Source organism: Maridesulfovibrio salinus, assembly GCF_055394525.1.
Genome location: NZ_AP042461.1, coordinates 2,063,604 through 2,086,901, shown reverse-complemented (window position 1 = coordinate 2,086,901; position 23,298 = coordinate 2,063,604). Strand labels below are relative to the sequence as shown.

Sequence of the window (23,298 nt, the reverse complement as noted above, 5' to 3'; positions counted from 1 at the left end):
CAAATTAATGAGTAATAAAATCTATCTTCAACTTCCGGTTTCAACCGGACTGTCAAAATAATAAAGAAAGAAACTATTATTTATTATTTCTACGGGTTCATACTTTTTTAGCCAGAAATATTCCGATTTAGAAAATAAAGGATTCGCATTGATGGCAACCCAGCCTTGAACCGTTTCGGGCATATCTTTGGTGATATCCAGAAAAGAAGGAAGCGGATGTTTTTCCAGATCAGCAGTACCTACATAAATAATTGAAAATTTCTTAATATCCCTGTCTTCAAGAGAATCAGCCAGGTCCATTACATACTGACCCCAGTCAAGGTCTGCTTTGACCAGATACTCATATGGCTTATCACGAGCAATAAGATTGAATGACGAGATGTATGTTGGATGAGCCAAAACCGAAGCGGCAAGGATTAAGACCGCCAAACAGATTCCGAGCGCCCGGTATAATGAGGGCATCCTGTAAAATCGGACAAGCGCGTAACCTGCGACTACAGCAATGAAAGGAAAGATTGGAAGCACATGTCTGATCCCGATATTCATATTGGAAACAAACATGCATGAACAAAGCACTGCCACCGGAATGATCACCAGAAGGTAACGCATGCTTCCGACTTTTTCTCTGTCCAGAAAAACCAGACACCCACCTGATAAAAAGGTAATTAGAATTGCCAAAGGTACTTTTACTCCCAGCACAACAGGGAAATAATACCACCAACCATGCAGACCAACTTCTCCAAGAAGGTAAGTACCATGACCTTCCACATTATGCTTAACAACAGCGGCGATTCCTCTGAACAGCTCACTAAGAGGCAACGGAAAACTTCCAGCAGCGATTAACGTTTCCTTTGAGATATGCAGTTTGGCACTGAACAGATCAATCCAGTGCATATCTCTGGGAAAAGAAAGAAGAGGGTTAACCGAAAATCGGTAGGAAGCCCATCCGGCAAAAAGAAAAACAGCCACCACAAGGCTTAACATTTTAAAAAAACGTCCCCAACTGTCCGACTTATCGTAGAGTTCTCCCCGAAAGAACAACAAGGGGAGAACCACAACGAAACCTATTAGAAGGTAAAGAATAGTCGAAAACTTACTGAAAACACACGCAGCCAGGAGAATTCCCAGGACAACAGAATTCCTGATACTTTTATCCCTCCACCAAAAAGCAAAAAGCATTATCGCAGGAGCGTAAAAGGCAGTCGGTCCCATATCTGTTGTTGCAACTGCGGAATTTCCCAATATTGATGGCATCATAGTAAAAACAAATACCGACGCCACTGCAGTGAGAGGATCAAATATTCGCCAGGCCAAAACCGCCACTCCGATTGAAGCAAGAACAAAAAAGAGAAGATTACCAGCCCGGGCGGCCTTAAGAGTCTTCATGTAGTCGTTATTGTAGAGGATAAGGTTACCTTCTTCCCATATTGAACCTCCGCCCTGACTTCGCTCGCCAATGAGATAAGGCCCTACTGCCGCCATAATTCTCGTGAGGGGCGGATGCTGAGGCTCGTAAAAATATGTTCCCTTATCTATCCATTCCATTCCACACGCAATATGCGCCGGTTCATCATAAGTTTGAATAAATTCATCATGAACACTTATAATTCTTGCACATCCCACCAGTATCAGGAGAAAAATAAGCAATATTAATCTCTTACTCATTAGCTGTATCCAATTCAGTTTTTAGGGTCATCTCTGTTTATCAATACGAACCATTACATTTAAGACTGGATTTCCATGATCCAACCCTTTCCCTACGATTTTCTTGTCAGGCAACACACAGAATTAAACAGTAGCAAAATAATAAATGACACTGTTTTGCATTAACTGTGCCTAAAAAACATATCAGACAGCCACCATTTTTTGTCTCCATTTTCAGAAAACATTCTCCCAACATCATTCATATCAAACATGACCTCAAAACACGGACCAATAATTGCATTCAAACTTCGACTAAAAAAAACTTTTTAAATCAAGCATGATAAACGGGTTATCTGCAATGGCGACCTTCCCCCTACAACCTTAAAAGGAATTCATAAAAATCAATCATGAAAACTTTTTCATTGGATTAATTAAAGCAACCAGTATGAATCAGGAGAACACTTGATGAAACGGCTTTTAGTAATATTAATGATATTTCTTGGATTCTCACAGGCAGCTCCGGCAGCTGAACCGACTCCTCCAACGGTCACAAACTTCTCTCAGCGGGGAATTGGCGGGGGGGGAGGGATCTTCAGTCCGGCCATATCTCCTTTCAACCCGGACCTGCTTTTTGTGGCCTGTGACATGAGCGGAGTCTACCGCTCTACTGACCGGGGAAAGACCTGGGCTCTAATCCCTTCCAAGCATATCAAAGGAATTGCGGCGGCAAAATCTCCTGCTTTTTTCAAAGACAGAATGTACTGGTACACTCTCTATTCTCCACTGGTAAGTATGGATGAAGGCATCACATGGAAAAAAGTCAAATGGCCCTGGAGACCACGGCGTAAGATTCAGGGAATTAAGGCATACAACGGAAATAGAGACATACTTTTCATAGCAACCAAACAGGATCTCTGGCGTCTTGATATTCCAGATGACAAGTGGGACATGGTCCTCAAAGGAGGATGCCTTGCTCCGGCAATTCTCGGAGATACAATTGTAACAGCAAGCTCTGACAGAATCATGAGCAGTACAGATGACGGTCTGACATGGAAACAGAAAGCGGCGGTCGGACTTGATAAAGGAAAGATACTGTCTATAGCCGGTTCATCCAATGGAGATAAGTCGCTGCTTATAGCAAGTGTTGAAAACAAGGGGCTTTTCCGTTCAACTGATAAAGGTGCCAGCTGGACCAAAGTAGCTCCTTTTGACAACCAGTGGATACTGAGCATCCCACAGAATCAGGTGGATGTAGCCTGGGTGGCGGAGAAGAGAAAACACACCGGTAAAAAGCTATGGCGTTCTGAAGATGGCGGCCGCAGCTGGGAAATTGCATTCAATTATTACGGCTTGAGCAAAAATGTTGAATACTCATGGATCGAAAATGATCTGCGCTGGGGATACTTCATCACCAAAACAGGCTTCACCGCATCCCCCACTTCATCGGATGTCGCTCTGCTGACCACACAGGCTGAAGTTTTCATAACCGAAGACGGTGGTAAATCATGGAGCTCTCTGGTTAACACAAAGGTTGGGACCTCCCCTGACAATGGAATGCCTATCTACAAAAGCAGCGGACTCGAAGTGACCACCTGCTACCAGTATCAGATTCACCCGGAAAAGCAGAATATGCACTTCATATCATATACTGATATCGGATTTGCGCGTTCGCAGGACCACGGTAAAACCTGGAGTATTAGCACAAAAGGAAGCCCGTGGCGAAATTCATTTTACAGGGTTCGCTTCGACCCCGAAACCCCTAAAGTTATGTACGCAGCCGCAGCAAGCAGACATGACATCCCCCACTGGCCCCAACTGGGAATTCCCTGGAGATGCAAAAAATGCAATACAGGTGGGGTCAATATATCAAAAGACTACGGAGCAAACTGGACTCCTCTGGGTGATGGTTTCCCAGAAGCGTCCTGCACTGACGTAATCGTATACATGGATAAAGAGAATAAAGAGCGGATTCTTTTCGCAACTGCTTACGGGAAAGGACTTTTTAGATCTCGTGACAGCGGACAGACCTGGCAGGATATCACTTCCGCTTTCGATCCTGAAAACCATAATTTCCTCAGACTTTGGAGAACCCCGTCAACCGGAAACCTGTTCTGCCTTGTTACCGCTCTGAGAGAAAAAGGTGAAATGATTCATGGAGGCTTATGGAAATCCACAGACGACGGCGAAAGCTGGAAAGATATAACAGCATCAAGCCCGATGGACTGGCCCAATGCTTTTTACGTCGACCCTGAAAATGAAAAGATCATATACCTCGCCACAGCCAGTATTCCCGGCAAAAAAGTCCTTCAGGGCGGTGTCTGGAAATCTGAAGACGGCGGTGAAAGCTGGCAGCATAAAATAGACCGCAAAAAACTGTCATTTGCTAAAATGATGGCTATTGCCGTTCATCCGGAAAACAAAAATGTTGTACTAACCGGTGGAGTTAAAAACGGTCTATGGTTTTCAATTGATTCAGGTGAATCATGGAAGAAATATGATGATTTCCCTTTCAAGGCTGTTCAGGGAATAGATTTCAACCCGCAGAATCCCGATGAAATTTTCGTCACTACTTTCGGAAGCGGAGTGTGGGTTGGTCCGGTTATTCCAGAGAATTAAAGTCACTGTATATCTTACATTTGAAAATCAACTACAGGGGACTGATGCCTTACAGGCATCTCCCCTGCGTTACGGAACTTCAAGAATACATTAATATAGAACTTAAGCTCCGGAAATCGGACTGGAAACTAGCCTCCGGGCAGGAGAACATTCATGCAGGAGAAAGCCGACTCTCCTTTCAAGAAGACCAAGGTCCTCTTTCTTAGTTATTACATATACGATCCTTCGGTTCCGGGGTTCAAACCCAAATATGAACTGCTTTCCAGTGAATGGAAAGGAGATATATTTCATCTGACCACAAGCACAAAAGATCTCAAGGCCGGATCATTCACATTCCGGGGCTGTAAATCTCTCCAGACCAATGTGATTTTCAAGCAGATGTACTACTTGTGGTTCTGCATCCGGTCAGCCATGCGCCATGGCCCATACGATGTAATCATCAGCTATGACCCGATGATATGTGGCATTATAAGTATTCTTTTGAAATTTTTCATGAGATCAAAGCTTCTTATTGAAGTAAACACGGACCATTTTTATCGAGTTCCCGGCGAGGGAACAGGGATCAAATCAAAGATGATCCGCAGAATAAAAGAATTCATGATGCGGATATCATTCAGCAGGGCTGATGCAGTTAAATTCATCAACTCCAAGCTTGCCACAGAATACAGGGCAAGATTCGACCTTCCCGAGGATAAAATACACCAGGATGTTTTTTTTTCGTACATTGGGACTCAAGCCTTTTACCCCTCTGAAAAACCTGAAGAGAACACTATCCTCATGGTAGGGCACCCATTCAGGATTAAAGGTGTTGATATCCTCATCAAAGCCTTCAACCGGATATCCACAGACTATCCGGATGTAAAACTGCGCATAATCGGCATGTGCAGAAATCTGGATCATTACAAATCAATGGTTGCAGACAACAGCAAAGTCGAATTTCTGCCCGGTATACCTCATGATGAGATTGTCCGTTATTTCCAGAACTGTATGTTCTATGTTCTGGCTTCACGGACAGAAGCAATGGGAAGAGTAATGATTGAAGCAATGGCCTGCGCCAAACCTGTTATCGGGTCAAGGGTAAGCGGAGTTCTGGATGTGGTCGATGACGGAAAAACCGGCCTCATTTTTGAGTCGGAAAATGATGAAGATCTCAGCGAAAAAATGCGCATACTTCTGGATAATCCTGAAACGAGAATGAGTATGGGACGTGCAGGTTTAAAGCGGGTGACTGAATATTTTTCTCCGGAAATTTACGCTCGGCGTTATTTTGATTTTATGAGTAAGGTCATTTCAGAACCAGAGAACAACAAAGGAGATAAACAGGACGCGACGGATATACATGGCAAAACAGAAAAGCAGGATTTATCCAAACAGGCACTGTAAGGCAACTGATGAATAAAATTGAATGTAAAGTTTATACCAATGACATTGTGCGTCATCTAACACAGGTTGTTTCGGGTTTTTTTAAAATAAAAAAAAACCCGCAATACTCTGTAATATTTTCCAGAAATAATGATGAGTCATATTCCGGTGCATACCTTCTTACCAGAATAAACAACATCAAAGTAGTCTATGACCTTTACGACAACAGTACTATAAACGGGGAAATTTACTCTCAGTGCGATTTCTACTTCAAGCGCAGTTTTCTGGATAGCCATGCCATAGATTACCCTAAAGTCCGAGCGCTGGGTTTTTATTTTGCAATTGCAGATTACTTTAAAGAACTCCACCCATTCAAATTTAACTTGCAGAACACTGCAGGAGCTTTTCTTGGCAGAACCATGCATCTTTGTGAAAAGGATATCCTTACTGATCCTTTCGTGAGCGATAATCCCCGTATACTTTTTATACCTAGACTATGGGACCCAGATGCTCCGGATATCGAGAATAATGATGTCCGTAAAGAACGCATTGAAATTAACAGTTTCAGAATTGCCTGCGTTAAAGAGTGTCTAAAAAAATTCCCCGAATCATTCACCGGAGGAATTCAGCCTACTGATTTTGCATTCAAACACCTCGGAACAGACTTACAATTGATTATGGATAAAAAAAGTACAATTCGCGGACGCTACATCAACATAATGAAATCAACTGACATATGCGTTTCCACTCAGGGGTTGCACAAATCTAACCCCGGCAAGATCGCCGAGTATATAGCTGCTTCTCGTGCAATAGTGAGTGAACCGCTGCATTACAAAGTGACCGGGAACTTTGAGGAAGGCAAAAATTATCTTAGTTTTTCATCAGTTGATGAACTTATCTCCAACATACTGACCCTGTACAACAACTCTGAACTTCGTCTGGAAATGATGAAATCAAACCGCGACTATCGAGACAGATATTCACTCACTGAAAAAATAGTCGAGAACTCAATAAATACCGTCATCGCACAAAGCAGCACAACTGAGTGAATCATGCGCAGTACTATCGATGCGGGGGAAAATATATCGAAAGGGAGGCTTAAGATGGACAAGCAGGAAAGCTCAAACATGAATATGCTAAGAGGTCTGGTTATCCTGTACATAGTTGGGATATGCCATCTGGACAACTACATAGGAGGGGTTCTTGAATCTCCTCTGAATTCGGTCTTGACGTATATGTGTCTGGGATGGCTGTTCTGGTCCTCAGGGTACACCCTTTCAAGTATCTATTCCGGGCAATTTTCGAAATCCGAAGCCGTAACCTTCCTCAAAAAAAGATTCATCAGAATATATCCGCTGTTCCTGCTGGTCAGTGTCCCGTTTTATTTCGCTGTTGATCAGAATTTAGACAAGCTTATCAATACAGTTACATTTGCAAGTATATTTACAGGTGAATCAATGTACACCCTCTGGTTCGTTCCTGTAATATTCTCCTGCTACATTATATTTGTCCTAGGTAGAATGACTCCGAAAAAGTACCGTTACATATTTTTAGTATCACTATACATCCCAATGGCTTTAATATGGGCTAAGTTTAAAATATTCGAATTCAGAGTAATAGCATATATTCCGATATTCTACTTAGGATGCGCTGCCGCTGAATCACAAAAAATTAAAAATATACTGACTGCCAAAAAAACTCTGATAGCGAGCATCCTGTCATTTATCTTCATTGTAGGGATGGAATCATTCCACCCACTAAAATATTACCAGATAATGTTTCTCAGCGCGGTAGTAGCGGTTCCTCCCCTGCTTATATCTGCTCAAAAAGTAGACATATCCATATCAAGTCTTGATTTATTCAAAAAACTTTCTCTGGCTTCCTATGTAATGTATCTAATACATAGGATAATATACACTTTAATATCAGAGACTTTCAATTCTTTTAATATTGAATGGAAAACTATTGCACTATACCTAATCGGCCTCCCATTGGTAATCGGACTTTCCTATATCATCCAAAATAAATACAACATGAAAATGGCTAAAGCTGCCGCATAGATAAATCAATAAACATGATGGACTACTCCAGACAAAAGAATGAAGCATATCTTCTTTACATAACATCAGGTATATTTATTATACTTGGTCACCTTCTCCAATACACATCAACTATTAATACTCTCGATTATCCATTCACATTACTATATTTACAGATTGCGTATGGATTTATTTTCTTCATTTCCGGCTACCTTTGCGCATTGGAAATGAAAAATAGACGCTCGGAATCTTCGTTAAAACTGGCACTTAAAAACATATCCTACATCTACCCTCTTTATCTGTTAGCTATTTCCTCATATGCTTTACTTGGATTTATAGACAAAACAACTTTCATACATGGCGCAACGCTGCTTTCTATATTCAGGACACCTCCCCTCCCTACTTTGTGGTTTGCAACAATCATAATACTTCTAACCATGCTTACACCCGCCCTGCACTACATCCAGAACAAAAAATCCAGGACGGTTTATTACGTATTGCTATCGTTAAGCCTCATAGCAATACTTACTTTTTATAAGCTCATATTCCAAGCACTTGATATAAGGATTGTTCTGTATCTCCCAAGTTTTATCGGCGGTTTTTATCTTGCGCAAAACCGGGTTAGGGGATCAACATGTCTTGGTCTACTCATCCTTGCAGCAGTTTTTTATTTATTACCTTTAAAAAAAGGCTACTTCGAAATTATTTCCACAGCACCTTTAATTTTTATGGTGCCAGCCTTTACAATGGTGTTATTGAATACTTTTCTACGGCAAGTTACCCCCCGCGTAGAAATTACAATCACATACAAAACAATCTTATGTGCACTTTTATTTTACAGGGTAATTTTTTACGGTATTATAAACATATTCTTCCCGGCTAAGGATCCATATTCATTTATATATCTGGCTTTGATATGCCTACCAAGCATATTGCTAATTTCTTATGTTATTCAACGAACGTACAGCGTGACCTATAACAAGATTATGATCAAAGATCATGCAGTGCATAAAACTATTTATGCACTATTTTTTAGCACGTTAGTATTTTTAATATTCACATATTCTTTTACTTCTTCACATCCAAAAGTTCCTGCCGACTATAAAAATAAAATAAACCATGAGATGATTACGTTAGCCAACAGACTGATGTCGATCAAAATCAATCCATACATGCAATACAGCTATGCTTTGATGGAAAAGGGGGTTCTGCAAAATACCGACAGAAGATATACCTACGACTATATCCCCGAAAGCATCAAAGGAGGATATTTGTTTCAAGGAATCCACAGAACCCCTAGAGGAACTTCCTTCAACTTTAAGGTACATGAACCGCTAAAAATCTTTTTCTTTTTTCATACAAGGCTGGATGGCGGATACGGATCTGTTTTTCCTAAAATGGCGAGATGGCAAAAAGAAAATGACGTACCCATGTATGACATATACAATGGAGACCATGGACGATCGATAACTATGTATTCCGCTGAGTTTGCCCCCGGCAGCTTCACACTGCCAGAGACAACATCAAAAGATGCGTGCATTGGCTTTGTTGTAAAAGCAATTTCTCAAGATAATCCTTTATAGGCTTGGAATTAAAAGCGTAAAATAAGAATTAACATCCCCCGGCCAAACAGATCAAGGTTCTCGTAGGACTAAATTTCACTAAGCACTTTCTATTCTTACCGACTCTGTTATAGTGATGTTAACCCCTGCTTAAACCATAGCTAAAATGAGGATTCATCAATGACAGTAAACATTCAAAATTTATTGGGAGCTGAAGCCGAGTCACTCCTTTCTCACACATGTACCACTGTAGACAAAGATGTCCTTCACATACCCGGTCCTGACTTTGTGGACCGTGTCTTCAGGATCAGCGATCGTCCGGTTAATGTGTTGCGCAACCTACAACTACTTTATAATCACGGACGTTTGGGAGGCACTGGATATCTTTCAATCCTGCCTGTAGATCAGGGGGTGGAACATACTGCAGGCGCGTCATTTGGTCCTAATCCAGTGTATTTCGATCCTGAGAATATCATAAAACTGGCAATCGAAGCTGGATGTAACGCTGTTGCGTCCACGCACGGGATTTTATCCATGACGGCCCGTAAGTATGCACACAAGATTCCATATATCCTGAAGATAAATCATAATGAACTTATGACTTATCCTCAGAAAAATGAGCAAATCCTGTTTTCGCATGTTAAGCAGGCTTTTGAGATGGGAGCCACGGCCATTGGAGCAACCTGTTACTTTGGTTCACACGACTCCAATCGCGAGATACAATACCTGACTGAAGCCTTTCGTATAGCCCATGAGTTTGGTTTGGTTTGTATTTTATGGGCTTATACTCGTAATGATGCCTTCAAACATAAGGGAGTGGACTATCATGCCGCGGCCGATCTCACAGGTCAGGCAGTGTATCTGGCAAGCACCATGGGCGCGGATATTGTGAAGCAGAAACTTCCTGTAAATAATGGTGGTTTTACCGCTTTAAATTATTCCAAGACACATCCGGCAATGTATGAACAACTTTGCTCCGACCATCCTATAGACATGTGCCGCTATCAAGTGTTGAATTGCTATAATGGACGTATAGGATTGATCAATTCCGGCGGAGGCTCGGGAGAAAATGATCTCGCAGCGGCTGTAAAAACTGCTGTCATCAACAAACGCGCAGGTGGTATGGGACTGATTTTGGGTCGCAAAGCTTTTCAGAAGCCTTTCAGTCAGGGCGTAGAACTTATCAATGCCGTTCAGGATGTATATTTGGACGATACTGTGACCATCGCCTGATTTAATATCTGAAAGTAAAAGAGCTTCTGTACTTAAATATCAAATAAAATAAAAAGGTTAACCCATGCTTTGAGTTAACCTTTTTTATATTTGGTTCATCATGTCGAACTAAAATTCGAGATCAATCCAGGCTGTCGTGAATATTTCCCGGTAAGGACGGTAGTCGCCGGCTTCATATCAGAATATTATGCCTTTCCAACTTGGAATATAAAGTATTCCTTCCAATCCCCAGAGCTTTTGCAGTCTTGCTTATATTTCCTTTGTGGTAGTCAAGTGCCTTACGGATGGTATTCGCCTCCATCTGTTTCAACGCAAAGCCGGAATCAAGAGATTGCCTGCCATTTGTCTTGCGGTCTTTGGTTCTTTCAAGCAGGTAAGGAGGTAGATTTTTTACCTCCAGCCAGACGCCGGACATATTGTTTACCGCATATTCAATACAGTTGACTAATTCCCTGACATTTCCCGGCCAGTCATGAAGCATAAAAACACTTTTTGCTTCATCGGTCATACCCTCACATTCAATGCCGAAATCATCACACATGCGCTTCAAATGAAATTGAGCCAACTGAACAACATCATCACCGCGTTCACGCAATGAAGGGATACTGACACCAACAACATTCAGACGATAATACAAATCTTCCCTGAATCTTCCTTCCTTCACCAGTTGCAGCAAATCCTTATTTGTTGCGGCGATAATCTTGACATCAACAGGCTGTGGAGTTGTTCCTCCCACAGGAACCACAGCCCTTTCCTCAAGCACCCTCAGCAGTTTAACCTGCTGGGAAAGAGGCATCTCTGAAATTTCATCCAGAAATAAAACCCCTTTATCCGCCTTTTGAAACTTGCCCTCGCGACCTTTTTTAGACGCTCCGGTAAAAGCTCCACCCCGATAACCGAACAGTTCACTCTGAACCAGTTCTTCGGAAAAGGAGCCACAGTTCATGGCAATAAAAGGCTTATCCGCTCTTGGACCCGCCTTATGGATTCCTTTAGCAAAAAGCTCTTTTCCCGTACCGGATTCACCGAAGAGCAGGACGGTTGAAGGAGTTCTTGCAGCTTTTGAAGCCTGCCGGATAACCTGCCTCATACATTCACAGGAGTGAAGGATGTGCTCAAATCCTTCCGGGGTACTTTCAGATTGAATATTTTTCCTTACGCTTGCTGCACCGATCTTATGAGAAGGCTGTGTCTCGCAGATAGTCACGATTGTATCAAGTCTGGAACCGGTCAGACTGTAGACAGTCAGTCCACGAACAAACAAATCAGGGTTTACATGACAATCCATTGTTACCGGTTCGCGTAATGAAGAACGCTTTACCTTTGCTGAAAATGACTCAAAATCAAAAAAATCGGATGCACGACGACCTCGCAATGGCTCCCACGGATTACCAAGCAGAGTCTCCGCAGCGGAATTGGCACTTAGAATAGTTCCGGAACGGTCAAGAGACAGAACTCCTGTCATTACTGAATTGAACATTGAAGAGAACATGGTTCCCAGATGGCCTTCAAGTTCAGAACAATAAAGGCGGCACAGCCTCTGCTCCAGTGACCTTGTAGCCTGCAGAACGAGTTCAAGATTTTTGCTGTGATCTGAATCAATGGGGCCGGAAATGTCGAAGCAGCCCCAGATACTTCCATGGGGATCTACAATAGGAGAAGCGGTGCAGCTCCAGCTGTGATGACTGCGGCAGAAATGCTCTTCACCGAAAACCTGCATGGGCCGTCCGATTTTAAGTGCAGTGCCTATAGCATTGGTCCCGACACAGTCTTCGGACCAGTTTGCTCCCGGGCCGAAATTAAGATTATCGGCCTGCTTCAGCACTTCGAGATCTCCGCAGGTACGGATTACCCGGCCCTCGGCATTTGTAAAGGTGATAAGCAGCCTCTTCCCCCTGATGGCTTCATAGGCGGTCTGCTCAACATTTTTACATATTTTTTCAAGTGTAGACGAATAAGGTTCAAGCTGTGACATGGGTAAAAAATCCCAACAGCTTCGGGGATTATGGTCTACGGCCATCCCCCTGCATCTATCCCAGGAATCGACAATCGCACTATCGAGCCCCTTCAGATCTACCTTCTTTCCCTCAACAAACCTCTTCCACCGCGCGTAATCAGTCTGTGGACCACGCTTGGGGGTTGGGCATGAAAAATGATTTTTAACCGGACCTGACGGCTCACCCTGCTTAGGGCTGATTTCAAAGCTGTCACCATCTCTAATGAGTAAATGCATCTCAATCTCCGTGACAAAGCAAAAATATTCTCGATTATTTTAGAGATACCTTACCGATCATAACCAACTCGTCAAGTGTTCATAATTCGAACAGCCAAACTTACCTATTGTACACAATAACTCTTTTATTTCAATACCATATATCGGAAAAGGATTAAACTATATCTCCACTCAAGGCTTGTTCCACTACAGAACACAAAACCACCAACATCTCGCAAAATTTATATATAAGACATTGAAATAAAACAATATAACTCCTTGGCATCTCCATTGCAATCCGCCGATTCAACTACCTAAAAAAATCAGGAGGATTGGTCATGGCTCAAGAAGTGATTATGCCCAAATGGGGCTTAACCATGAAGGAAGGTAAACTGGCCCGCTGGCTCAAAAGCGAAGGGGACACGGTGGAAGCCGGGGAACCTCTCTTTGAGGTTGAGACTGATAAAATTACCAACTCGGTGGAATCACCCGCCAGCGGCGTTCTCGCCCAGATCATTGTGCCGGAAGGAGAAGTCGCGGAAGTTCAGGCAGTTCTGGGCATTATTGCCGCTCCGGGAGAAACACCTGAAAAAGTAACTGCCAAGGCTGCAGGTTCAAATGAAGCTCCGGCAGAAGCTGAAACCGGGAGCACACCCGCGACTAAAGCTGATGCAGGCAGCGGAGAATTTGTAAAAGCAATGCCGGCAGCCCGCAAACTTGCCAAAGAGCTTGGAATAAACCTTTCAACAGTCAGTGGAACCGGACCTAACGGCTCTGTTACAATGAAAGATGTGCAGGAAGCCGCGGACGCTCCCTTCAAAGACGTCAATGCCAGCCCGAAAGCCATTGAGTTTGCCCGCAAGAAGGGAGTTGATCTCAGCCAGGTAACCGGAACCGGAGAAGGCGGCAGGATAACCAAGGCCGACATCCTGAAAGCAATGAATCCCGCTGTGGAGCAAACTGCACCCGCAAGCCCGGCTAAAGCTCAGGATACAATCATTCCGATGGACGGTGTGCGCAAGCTTATAGCGGATAATATGCAGGCCAGCCTGAACAGTGCGGCACAGTTATCAGTTTTCGTGGAACTTGATGTTACTGAAATGGTCCGCCTGCGCAAAACCCTGCTTGAACGCAACAAACGCAATAAGGAATATCGTATCTCATACAACGATATCATTTCCTATGCCACCTGCCGCGCTCTTAAACGCCACCCCATCATGAACTCCACTATGCAGGATGACGGCATTCACCTGCATGACTACGTCAACCTCGGAATTGCTGTGGCCCTTCCCAACGGTCTCATCGTCCCCAACGTTAAAATGGCCGACTCCTTCACTCTTGAAGAACTCAAGGAAAAAGTCCGTGACGTTGCCGGACGCGCCCGTAAAGGCGGCCTTGAAATGGACGAGATCTCCGGTGGAACTTTTACAATCAGCAATGTGAGCATGCTCGGCGTGGATGGTTTCACACCAATACTCAATCCGCCTGAAACCGGAATTCTGGGTATCGGACGGATAGTGGAAAAGCCTGCCGTCAAGGATGGCGAAATCCAGATCAGAAGCATGATGACCCTTTCCCTGACATTCAACCATATGACCACAGACGGTGCTCCTGCCATGTCGTTCCTCAGAGAACTGGGCGACATGCTTGAGAATCCCGGTCTGATGACCGTGTAGGCCCGCCATGGCAAGAAAACGGTTTGCCATTGAGCTCGGCTACGCTGCCGACCTGCACGGAGAAGATATGACGAAGGCTGCAGTCCGTGCCGTCCGTGACGCGGTGTCACGGATATGCCTGTGCGGTATCGTTGAGATCTGCGGACGGGAACGGTTTCAGGGCGTCTATGTTCACGCGGATCTGGCCGTGCCCGCCCCGGAAAGAGTTGATCGGGAAGCTGTGCTTGCCGCTATTCCCATCGGCGAAACATCGCTGAACGTAACCACCGGTGGAATCAGCGTGCCGGGCATCGAAGCTCCCTGCTTCGCTCCCGGTGTGAGCAACATCGTGGCCGCGTGTGCGGCTCTGACCGTATCAATTGAAACCGATATGGACAGCACTGGGGATCAATAAAGGAAAACTGGTCCGTGAAGCTATCCGGACTGAACAATCCATAGGAGAAACAATAATGGCTCTCAGCAAAAAGACATTGACCCAAATGTACGAAACCATGAACAGGATCAGACTGTTCGAGCTGAAGCTGCAGGAACTTTTCGCCGCAGGCGAAATTCCGGGCTTCGTTCACCTTTACCTCGGCGAGGAAGCAGTAGCCACGGGAGCATGTTCTGTGCTCACCGATGCAGACATGATTTCCAGTACCCACCGTGGGCACGGACATCTTCTCGCCAAGGGCGGTGACGTCAAGCTGATGATGGCCGAAATTTTCGGCAGACAGACCGGATACTGCAAAGGCAAAGGCGGATCCATGCATATCGCCGACCTTGATCTCGGAATTCTCGGTGCCAACGGAATCGTTGGCGGAGGCGGTCCCCTTGCTGCCGGGGCGGCTCTTGCTGCCAAATATAAAAAGACAAAAGACGTAGCACTCTGCTTCTTCGGTGACGGTGCTTCCAACCAGGGAACCACACAGGAATCCCTCAACCTCGCCAGTGCATGGAAACTTCCTCTTGTCTTCGTTAACGAAAACAACGGATACGGCATCTCCTGCCCGCAATGCAGATCCATGGCCGTTGTCGACATCGCAGACCGTGCCGCAGCCTACGATATGCCCGGCGTAGTTGTAGATGGCAACGACGTTCTGGCTGTTCATGAAGCCATATCCGAAGCCGTCAAACGCGCACGCAAGGGTGAAGGACCTTCTCTTGTTGAATGCAAGACCTACCGTTGGCGCGGCCATTTCGAAGGTGACGCATGCACCTACCGTTGCAATGAAGAACTGAAGGAATGGATGGCTAAAGACCCCATCCCCAGATTCGAAGCAAAGCTGATTGAAAGCAAGACCCTCACCCAGGCTGAATTGGATAAGATCAAGACACGCATCGGCGAGGAGATAGACGAGGCTGTTAAATTCGCCAAGGAAAGCCCCATGCCGTCGAGCAGCGCTCTGATGGAAGATGTCTACGCATAGGCATTAACCTTCCCCCTTTCATCAATTCATATATAATCCCACGGAGGAAATAATGTCCGAAAAAACATACCTTCAAGCACTCAATGAAGCATTGAGACAGGAAATGGAGATAGATGAGAATGTATTCATTCTCGGCGAAGACGTCGGGCAATTCGGCGGTTGCTTCGGTGTAACTCAGGGCCTTTATGAAGAATTCGGTGCAGAGCGTGTCATGGACACTCCCATCACTGAAAGCGCCATTGTTGGCGCGGCTACCGGTGCGGCCTTCAGCGGCCTGCGCCCCGTTGCGGAACTCATGTTCGTTGATTTCATCGGTGTGTCCATGGACCAGCTTTTCAACCAGGCTGCCAAGATGCGCTATATGTTCGGCGGTAAATCCACTGTACCCATGACCCTGCGCATGCCCCAGGGAGCGGGCATCGGTGCTGCCGCCCAGCATTCACAGTCACTGGAATCGTGGTTCATGAACATCCCCGGACTTAAGGTGGTCATCCCTTCCACCCCTTATGATGCCAAGGGACTTCTGACCAGTGCCATCCGTGATGACAACCCCGTGGTATTCCTTGAGCATAAACTGCTCTACGGAGTAAGCGGAGAGGTTCCGGATGACAGCTACTCCATTGAAATAGGCAAAGCAGACATCAAGCGCGAAGGAACTGACGTAACAATCGTTGCCACCTCCCAAATGGTCTACACCGCCCTTGCCGCTGCAGAAAAGCTGGCAGCCGAAGGTATCAGCGCCGAAGTTGTCGACCCCCGCTGTGTGCAGCCCCTTGATACCGAGACTATTCTTGAATCTGTCAAAAAGACCCACGCACTGGTCATAGCCCACGAAGCGGTTCAGTTCGCCGGTCCCGGAGCCGAAATTGCGGCTCTGGTTGCCGAAGAAGCACTTGAATATCTTGATGCGCCCATTAAACGCGTCGGTGCACCCTTCTGCCCCGTTCCCTTCTCTCCGCCATTGGAACAGCACTACATTCCCGGAGTTGAGAACATCATTGAGGCAGTAAAAAGCATCCGCTAACCATATAACGGGGAGAACTGTTGTCCCGGCGGTTCTCCCTGAATTTTGATGAGGCATCCAAGTGAGTGTTGCAGCAATACTGGCCAATCCCGCATCAGGCAAGGACATCCGGCGCCTGATTGCCCATGGCAGCGTTTTCGATAATCAGGAAAAAGTCCGCATGGTCCGCAGACTAATTCTCGGTCTGGAGCGAGCCGGAGTAAGTAAGATTCTCTATATGCCGGACTCCTACCAGATCATCCCCCGGGCCCTCAATTCTATTTCGCCATCCATTCCCGTGGAAGCAATAGAGATGCCCGTCAGAAACAATCAGACAGACACGACCATCGCTGCGGGCATTATGGAGACACTTGGCGCAAAGTGCCTCATCGTACTGGGTGGGGACGGCACAAGCAGAGTCGCCTGCAAAGGCACTGTCGCCGTCCCCATTCTTCCGCTATCCACCGGAACAAACAATGTTTTCCCGTATATGGGTGAAGCAACGGTTGCCGGGCTGGCGGCAGGTCTGGTTGCCACCGGAAGCCTTCCGGCAGACAAATGCTGCTACAGATCATCAATATTCGATATTATTGTTGATGATAAAGTTGAAGACATCGCTCTGGTCGATGCTGCGGTTTACAATGATGTGTTTCTGGCATCAAAGGCGGTATGGCAGATAGACAAAGTTCCCCAGCTGTTCCTGACACGCTGCTGCGCCTGCTCCATAGGGCTTTCTGCTATTGGCGGGCAGTTATGTGAGATACTTCCCGAGGAACCCCGAGGGCTGGCGCTTGATATCGGAGATTCAGCCGAAACAAAAGTAACGGCATCGATTGCACCGGGAATGTTTGCGGAAGTTCCCATTCAGAAAATGACTGAAATGGAACCGGGTGAACTATTCTCTATAAGTGTTTCCCCGGGACTTGTGGCCGTGGACGGAGAAAGGGAAGTGGAAATTCCATACGGCTCAAACGCAGGCATAAGACTAAATACTGCCGGGCCTATGGTTGTTGATATCCAGAAAACAATGGATCTGGCCAGGGACGAAGGCCTGTTCCGTTAAAAGCAGTCAAAGGAATATAATATGAGTGATAAACTTAAGGCGGCATTTATTTTCATAGCGCCCAATGTAAACCCCGAAGAACACAGAAACTGGATTCGTACGGAAGCTGTGGATCTCCTTGCTGTAGCTGTGAGCGATTACAAACAGGCTGAAGAACTGGCCCCTGCCCTTGTAAAAGACGAAGGGATCGCCGCAATAGAACTTTGCGGAGGATTCGGTTCGGTTGGAACTGCCAGGGTTGCGGCTGCAGTGGATATTCCGGTCGGAGTAGTCAGATTTGATATTCACCCGGGACTGAAAAACTTGAGCGGTGATAAATTATTCAAATAATCAGAAAACAAACAGGGGCGCTACCGACTCAACGGCACGCCCCTGCATAATAGAATACAACAATACATAAGCCGGCGAATCACCATCACCTAACTCATCTGTTCCAAGCTTTACCTGATTTAAGTTAATCAACCAGCATCTAAAACATGTCTGGCAGGGATGAAACAAGTGAAGGTTCCGCTGAAAACAACAGTTTCTTCGCAGGAAACCTCTACCTTTACTAAATGCTTGCTCCCTTCAGAAGGCAGACACTCAGCCCGTGCAAGCAGCTCGTCACCGACACGTGAGGGTTTAAGAAAACGTGTTTCAGCTGCTCCTAGAACAACATTGGGATGATTCACAGCAAGCATGGCGGCGTAATCAGCCAGTCCGAATATGAATCCACCATGAACGAGCCCGCTCTCATCTGCTTCCATGCACTGTGCGCATTTCAGTTTAACTTCACTCGTTCCGTTTTCTACCTTAACCGGCTCTCCGCATAATGAACGGTCAATATGCGCATGGGTTCTGATTTCCATTTCTTCCTCTTGTAAGTGTTCCCCTGGCCGATGCTCAATGCGACATCATCCCCGACAGGCGGAGACAACTCCGCCTGTCAGAGGAAAAATGTATTAAGTGATTAATCGAACAGGTCTTCCAGTTCATCAAAAACGTAATGCATATACATTACTTTGGGAGATCCCCCCATGGCAATAGCCAGCATGGCGGCCTGCATGATTTCTTCTTTGCTGGCGCCGTGGCTTGCTGCTCCCTGAATATGAAGAGAGATACACATCTCGCACTGAGACATCATGGAGCATGCCACATGGATCAATTCCTGAGTTTTATGGTCAATGGGACCGAATTCACTTATTTCTTTGGTGAAGGCAAGATATTTAGGAAATACATCTCCGGCTTTCTGGGTCATCTTGGACAAAGTGCTCGCTGCTTTTTCTGCTGCATCCATTTTTATTTCTCCTGTTTAAAGTTTAAGATACAACTGTAAAGCAAAGAGCGTGCCTCTTCTACTTTGGTCTGAATTGGCTTAAACTAACTGTAAAAAACACATTCAGGCCCCCAAGAATCATCATTTATACATGTTCTGTTGATGAACATTGCTCCAAAATTGAACACATTATTACCAACTAGAATTGACATAACTCCACCCAAAACATCATCAAATTAAATATCAAGCTAGTTAATGCTTAATTTCAAGCTGCAAGTCCATAACACCCGACCTTGTACATAATACAATGGCATGCATGTTGCTGTTTTAAAAGTCATGTATAAGGAAGACTCACATCATAGAACGGCGTTGCTGCTTAATTTATCCATGCACGACTACATGGAGGCACTTGAATTACAAAAAATAATCCACAACAGGCGAAAACAGGGGCTGATACCTGATGTTGTGATTATGCTTGAGCATCATCCCTGTTTTACAATCGGACGCAGCGGCAGCCGTACCCACCTGCTGGTTGATGAGCATGTTCTTGATCAGCACAATATTAGTGTCCATGAGTCTTCCAGAGGTGGCGACATTACTTACCACGGCCCCGGACAGCTGGTCTGCTACCCCATCCTGTCCCTTGAAGGTGAGGAGAGAGACCTGCATGCCTATGCACGGAAAATGGAAGAAGTAATGATAAAGACATTGAAGCCGTTCAATATTTCAGCAGACCGGAAAAGTGAATTCCCCGGGGTCTGGGTAAAAGACCGTAAAATCGGGGCAATGGGCATTGCGGTCCGCAACTGGGTCACAATGCATGGCATAGCTCTTAATGTGTGCCCGAACCTTGAACATTTTTCCTTTATCGTTCCCTGCGGTATTTCATCATACGGAGTAACATCAATGTCTGAAACTACAGGCGAGTTGGTTGATGTAAAAACAGTCCGTAATGAAATGCGTAAACAATTCAGCGCGGTTTTCAACATCCCTCTGCAGGCGGTAACATTAGAAGACATCATCAAGGAGAAATCATATGCAAAAGCCTGAGTGGTTGACCATCCCTGCTCCGGATGCCCAACACATGAACGATATCCGAGGACTGTTAGGCAAAGGAGAGCTTCATTCGGTCTGTGAAAGCGCCCAATGCCCCAACATAGGAGAATGTTTTGCGAGCAGGACCTGCACATTCATGATCCTCGGGGATATCTGCACCCGCAATTGCGCTTTCTGCGCAGTGACCCACGGCAAACCTCAACCGCCGGACCCGGAGGAACCGGTCAAACTGGCCCGCACCGCCAAACAGCTAGGCCTTAAGCATGTGGTCGTAACCTCAGTTACACGGGACGACCTTCCTGACGGAGGAGCAGAGCATTTCGCGGAAACAATCCGCGCTATCAGGAATGACAATCCCGGATCAACAGTCGAAGTCCTGATTCCCGATTTCAAGGGTCATATAATTCCCCTACGCAAAGTGATTGACGCTGCCCCGGAAGTTATAAACCACAATGTTGAAACAGTTCCCAGATTATATGCCGCAGTCAGGCCGGCAGCTAAATATAGACAATCTCTCCAGCTTCTCAGTAATGTTTCAAGGTTAGACTCTTCATCCCGGATCAGAACAAAATCCGGAATAATGCTCGGACTGGGGGAAACAAATGAAGAGGTCGTAGCGGTGATGGAAGATCTGCTTGAGGCTGGATGCAGCATATTGACAATAGGGCAATACCTCTGCCCCTCTCCTGAACATCACCCTTTGGTGGAATATATTCACCCGGACCAGTTCAAAGAATATGAAAAAATAGGGACGGAACTCGGTTTCATGCAGGTTGTATCCGGTCCTCTGGTGCGCAGTTCATATCATGCCGGAAAAAGTTTCGAGCAACTGGACTCCGGTTGCTGCGGCGGCCATCAGCGATGCTGAAGCTATGATTTCCCCCGGTGGTAGCCCCTAAGCCTGCGCTCACCCGGATTATGCGTGTTGCTGAAGCCACCGGGAAGAAAAGAAGGGGCCTCACCCATCCAAAAGGGTGTTGGCCCCTATACGCATTTTCTGTCTGGATTTCTGAAAAATATGGGTACGTATTCCGCATCCGGTATATTTTTCCATAGCCCGTTCCACAGTATACCATAAATTCAAAGGATCAGAGTCCTTAGACGGCAAATGGTAAACAACGACATTACGGGTCCGAAAAACATTTTGGATAATGTTAAACCCATCGCTATTATGGTAGAAAATAGGATTAACAAACACTGCATCCAGATCAATTCCCGACAATGCCTTCTCATAATATTGTGCTTCATGGTCAGCATCTCCGGTAAACAGGATATTAATCCCGCCTGACGAAAGCAGAAAACAATCATTACGGACCTTCCGGTACTGCGGCCCCATATGCCGCGCACCGATAACAGTAAGCTCAACTTCTCCACCAAGTTCATAATTATCGAAAAATCCGGCATCCAGACTCAGAGAATGGCATTTCACCCCCTCTTTTCGTGCATAATTATAAAGTTCTTCAAGCTTGTTTGAGCCGAACCTGTAATCCGGCATAAATAGGCCCTTTAACGGCCTGCTATTCAATTGCTCCCCGACAAGTGCAGGAGTGAAATGGTCTGGATGTTCGTGGGTGAAGAGCAGGTAATCCAGTCTTGAGAAAGGAGACGTGCCGGTTCTCATGAGGTGCAGATCCATCGGGCTAACACTGCAGAATGGATGACCATCCTCACAATGAATCCCATCAACCAGAAGATTCAGCCCATTATACCGAACCAGAACTCCTGCGTTAGCCACAAGCTCACATTCAACATAATCCATTTAACCAACTCCACTATAAAGACTGTTGCCTACAAAAAAAGGGAAGAATCTTGCGACTCTTCCCTGCGGACGTATATGGGCTGCACAACCCGGATTCCGACAGTAACACATCGAAAAAACGCCCTTTCCTCAGCCGATGTACCAGACACCAGGGCTTCAACCCTGATCTTCAGCTCTGCTCAGAATCCGGCAGGATTCGTAAGCAGAACGAAATCAATATTCAACTATTCCAACCTACTATAATGGATTAACTTAACGCATATTTCATAATTATTTGCGGCCTGGGCCTTGTTCATTAAGGCTTTACTATAATTTTAATATTTTCATCTTTGTTGTTAATCAATTCTAGAAAACCCTTCTCGACTATGTCCTCAAGCTCAATTTTCCCGGTAATCATAGGGTCAGCCTTGAGTTGTCCTGTTGAAAGCAGCGCAGAAACCCCCTTGAAATCTTCAAGAGTATAGGCAAGTGTCCCGATAACCCTTTTGTCTGTGCCACTTAGACTGAAAAAGTTGAAGGAACTGGGCTCCTCAAAAATACCTACAATGACCGCCCGCCCTGCATTCCGGATTACATCAACAGCAAGCGGCCCGGTAAATTTATTACCCACGCACTCGAAAGACACATCAGCCCCCGAACCATCGGTCATGGCTTTTATTTCAGCCACGGCGTCACATTCAGCCGGATTGAGAACAACATCCGCTCCGCATTCCTTGGCCTTTTCGGTTCGCGCCTTGGACATTTCCAGTACGATAACCTTCCCAGCCCCTGCGGCTTTAGCAGCCATGAGCGTACCGAGACCTATGGTCCCTGCTCCGAGCACGACAACAGTTTCCCCAAGAATAGGACCGGCTTCACGCACTGCTTTGAATCCAGTTGCCAACGGCTCTATAAGGGACCCGGCTTCAGGGGTTACCCCGGATGGAAGCTTATAACATAATTCTGCAGGGATGTTCACATATCTAGCAAATGCGCCATCATTGTGAAGTCCGGTAAAGGCAAGCTTTTCACATACATTATAACGTCCTGCACGGCAGGTCACACATTCACCGCAATGCTGGCAGGCATCAGGAGCGACAAAGTCACCGACACTCACATTGGTGACTCCGTCACCGACTTCAACAATTGTTCCAGTAAATTCATGCCCCAGAATAAGGCTGCCCTGTTTTCCTGTCAGTGGATGAGGGGCCTCGGTCGGAATAAAAATAGGTCCTGCCATGTATTCATGCAGGTCTGAACCACAGATACCACACCAGTCGACTTCCACCTTTACCCATCCGGCATCCGGGAAAGGAGGAACCGGTACTGTTTCAACCCTTACATCCTCTTTTCCATGCCAAACGGCAGCTCGCATTGTCTCGCTCATAGGAACCTCTCTTGAATTATCGTGCTATGGAATTTCCTGATAC

General features: G+C 45.7%; 20 protein-coding genes. 14 read left to right on the top strand and 6 right to left on the bottom strand.

Annotated features, from left to right (window positions below; all coding sequences use genetic code 11):
- Window positions 1-27: 27 nt before the first annotated feature.
- Window positions 28-1,665: an ArnT family glycosyltransferase gene (locus ACZ5PW_RS09355; protein ID WP_464560175.1), complete on the bottom strand. Its 1,638-nt coding sequence runs from the start codon at window positions 1,663-1,665 to the stop codon at window positions 28-30.
- 444 nt (window positions 1,666-2,109) lie between these two features.
- On the opposite strand from ACZ5PW_RS09355, the gene ACZ5PW_RS09350 reads away from it, so the two are divergent.
- The 6 genes from ACZ5PW_RS09350 (at window position 2,110) to ACZ5PW_RS09325 (ending at window position 10,456) form a co-directional block, all read left to right on the top strand.
- The gene (locus ACZ5PW_RS09350; protein WP_464560173.1) at window positions 2,110-4,260 is read left to right on the top strand and encodes a VPS10 domain-containing protein; all 2,151 of its coding nucleotides are present in this window, start codon (window positions 2,110-2,112) and stop codon (window positions 4,258-4,260) included.
- A gap of 153 nt (window positions 4,261-4,413) precedes the next feature.
- Entirely contained in the window at window positions 4,414-5,643 is a 1,230-nt protein-coding gene (locus ACZ5PW_RS09345) for a glycosyltransferase family 4 protein (protein ID WP_464560171.1), read from the top strand.
- Between the two features lie 8 nt (window positions 5,644-5,651).
- On the top strand, window positions 5,652-6,671 hold the full coding sequence (locus tag ACZ5PW_RS09340) for a glycosyltransferase (protein ID WP_464560169.1): 1,020 nt from the start codon (window positions 5,652-5,654) through the stop codon (window positions 6,669-6,671).
- Between the two features lie 3 nt (window positions 6,672-6,674).
- Window positions 6,675-7,682 carry an acyltransferase family protein gene (locus ACZ5PW_RS09335; RefSeq protein ID WP_464560167.1) on the top strand — a complete coding sequence of 336 codons (1,008 nt, stop codon included), beginning with the start codon at window positions 6,675-6,677 and terminating at the stop codon, window positions 7,680-7,682.
- 14 nt (window positions 7,683-7,696) lie between these two features.
- Entirely contained in the window at window positions 7,697-9,244 is a 1,548-nt protein-coding gene (locus tag ACZ5PW_RS09330; RefSeq protein ID WP_464560165.1) for an acyltransferase family protein, read from the top strand.
- 159 nt (window positions 9,245-9,403) lie between these two features.
- Window positions 9,404-10,456, top strand: coding sequence for a class I fructose-bisphosphate aldolase (locus tag ACZ5PW_RS09325; RefSeq protein ID WP_464560163.1), 1,053 nt, complete (start codon window positions 9,404-9,406; stop codon window positions 10,454-10,456).
- A gap of 172 nt (window positions 10,457-10,628) precedes the next feature.
- On the opposite strand, the gene ACZ5PW_RS09320 is transcribed toward ACZ5PW_RS09325, so the two are convergent.
- Window positions 10,629-12,689: a sigma-54-dependent Fis family transcriptional regulator gene (locus tag ACZ5PW_RS09320; RefSeq protein WP_464560161.1), complete on the bottom strand. Its 2,061-nt coding sequence runs from the start codon at window positions 12,687-12,689 to the stop codon at window positions 10,629-10,631.
- A 317-nt stretch (window positions 12,690-13,006) separates the two neighbouring features.
- Here ACZ5PW_RS09320 and ACZ5PW_RS09315 point away from each other — a divergent pair, with 317 nt between their 5' ends.
- The 6 genes from ACZ5PW_RS09315 to ACZ5PW_RS09290 all read left to right on the top strand — a co-directional run bounded on the left by ACZ5PW_RS09315 (window position 13,007) and on the right by ACZ5PW_RS09290 (window position 18,149).
- Window positions 13,007-14,344: a dihydrolipoamide acetyltransferase family protein gene (locus ACZ5PW_RS09315; protein WP_464560159.1), complete on the top strand. Its 1,338-nt coding sequence runs from the start codon at window positions 13,007-13,009 to the stop codon at window positions 14,342-14,344.
- 7 nt (window positions 14,345-14,351) lie between these two features.
- Window positions 14,352-14,738: a Lin0512 family protein gene (locus ACZ5PW_RS09310; protein WP_464560157.1), complete on the top strand. Its 387-nt coding sequence runs from the start codon at window positions 14,352-14,354 to the stop codon at window positions 14,736-14,738.
- Between the two features lie 55 nt (window positions 14,739-14,793).
- Window positions 14,794-15,753: a thiamine pyrophosphate-dependent dehydrogenase E1 component subunit alpha gene (locus ACZ5PW_RS09305; RefSeq protein ID WP_464560155.1), complete on the top strand. Its 960-nt coding sequence runs from the start codon at window positions 14,794-14,796 to the stop codon at window positions 15,751-15,753.
- Between the two features lie 52 nt (window positions 15,754-15,805).
- Complete coding sequence (locus ACZ5PW_RS09300; RefSeq protein WP_464560153.1) at window positions 15,806-16,777, top strand: alpha-ketoacid dehydrogenase subunit beta; 972 nt, start codon at window positions 15,806-15,808, stop codon at window positions 16,775-16,777.
- A gap of 61 nt (window positions 16,778-16,838) precedes the next feature.
- Window positions 16,839-17,819 (top strand): NAD(+)/NADH kinase, encoded by a 981-nt coding sequence (locus ACZ5PW_RS09295; protein ID WP_464560151.1) that lies wholly within the window; start codon window positions 16,839-16,841, stop codon window positions 17,817-17,819.
- 21 nt (window positions 17,820-17,840) lie between these two features.
- Window positions 17,841-18,149, top strand: coding sequence for a DUF6506 family protein (locus tag ACZ5PW_RS09290; protein ID WP_464560149.1), 309 nt, complete (start codon window positions 17,841-17,843; stop codon window positions 18,147-18,149).
- A gap of 128 nt (window positions 18,150-18,277) precedes the next feature.
- Here the strand turns inward: ACZ5PW_RS09290 and ACZ5PW_RS09285 are convergent, their stop codons facing one another.
- A complete protein-coding gene (locus ACZ5PW_RS09285; protein ID WP_464560147.1) occupies window positions 18,278-18,667 on the bottom strand; it encodes a PaaI family thioesterase in 390 nt (129 codons plus the stop codon).
- Between the two features lie 101 nt (window positions 18,668-18,768).
- Window positions 18,769-19,095, bottom strand: a complete 327-nt coding sequence (locus tag ACZ5PW_RS09280; protein WP_464560145.1) for a carboxymuconolactone decarboxylase family protein — start codon at window positions 19,093-19,095, stop codon at window positions 18,769-18,771.
- Window positions 19,096-19,410: 315 nt separating this feature from the next.
- Between ACZ5PW_RS09280 and lipB the strand changes: the two genes are divergently transcribed.
- Both lipB and lipA read left to right on the top strand, forming a co-directional pair.
- The gene (gene lipB / locus ACZ5PW_RS09275) at window positions 19,411-20,124 is read left to right on the top strand and encodes a lipoyl(octanoyl) transferase LipB (protein WP_464560143.1); all 714 of its coding nucleotides are present in this window, start codon (window positions 19,411-19,413) and stop codon (window positions 20,122-20,124) included.
- Window positions 20,111-20,998, top strand: a complete 888-nt coding sequence (lipA, locus tag ACZ5PW_RS09270; protein ID WP_464560141.1) for a lipoyl synthase — start codon at window positions 20,111-20,113, stop codon at window positions 20,996-20,998. Before lipB ends, lipA begins: the two co-directional genes overlap by 14 nt.
- A 90-nt stretch (window positions 20,999-21,088) precedes the next feature.
- On the opposite strand, the gene ACZ5PW_RS09265 is transcribed toward lipA, so the two are convergent.
- Together ACZ5PW_RS09265 and ACZ5PW_RS09260 are read right to left on the bottom strand one after the other, a co-directional pair.
- Window positions 21,089-21,889, bottom strand: a complete 801-nt coding sequence (locus ACZ5PW_RS09265; protein WP_464560139.1) for an MBL fold metallo-hydrolase — start codon at window positions 21,887-21,889, stop codon at window positions 21,089-21,091.
- Between the two features lie 295 nt (window positions 21,890-22,184).
- Window positions 22,185-23,255 (bottom strand): 2,3-butanediol dehydrogenase, encoded by a 1,071-nt coding sequence (locus tag ACZ5PW_RS09260; protein WP_464560137.1) that lies wholly within the window; start codon window positions 23,253-23,255, stop codon window positions 22,185-22,187.
- Between the last annotated feature and the right edge of the window lie 43 nt (window positions 23,256-23,298).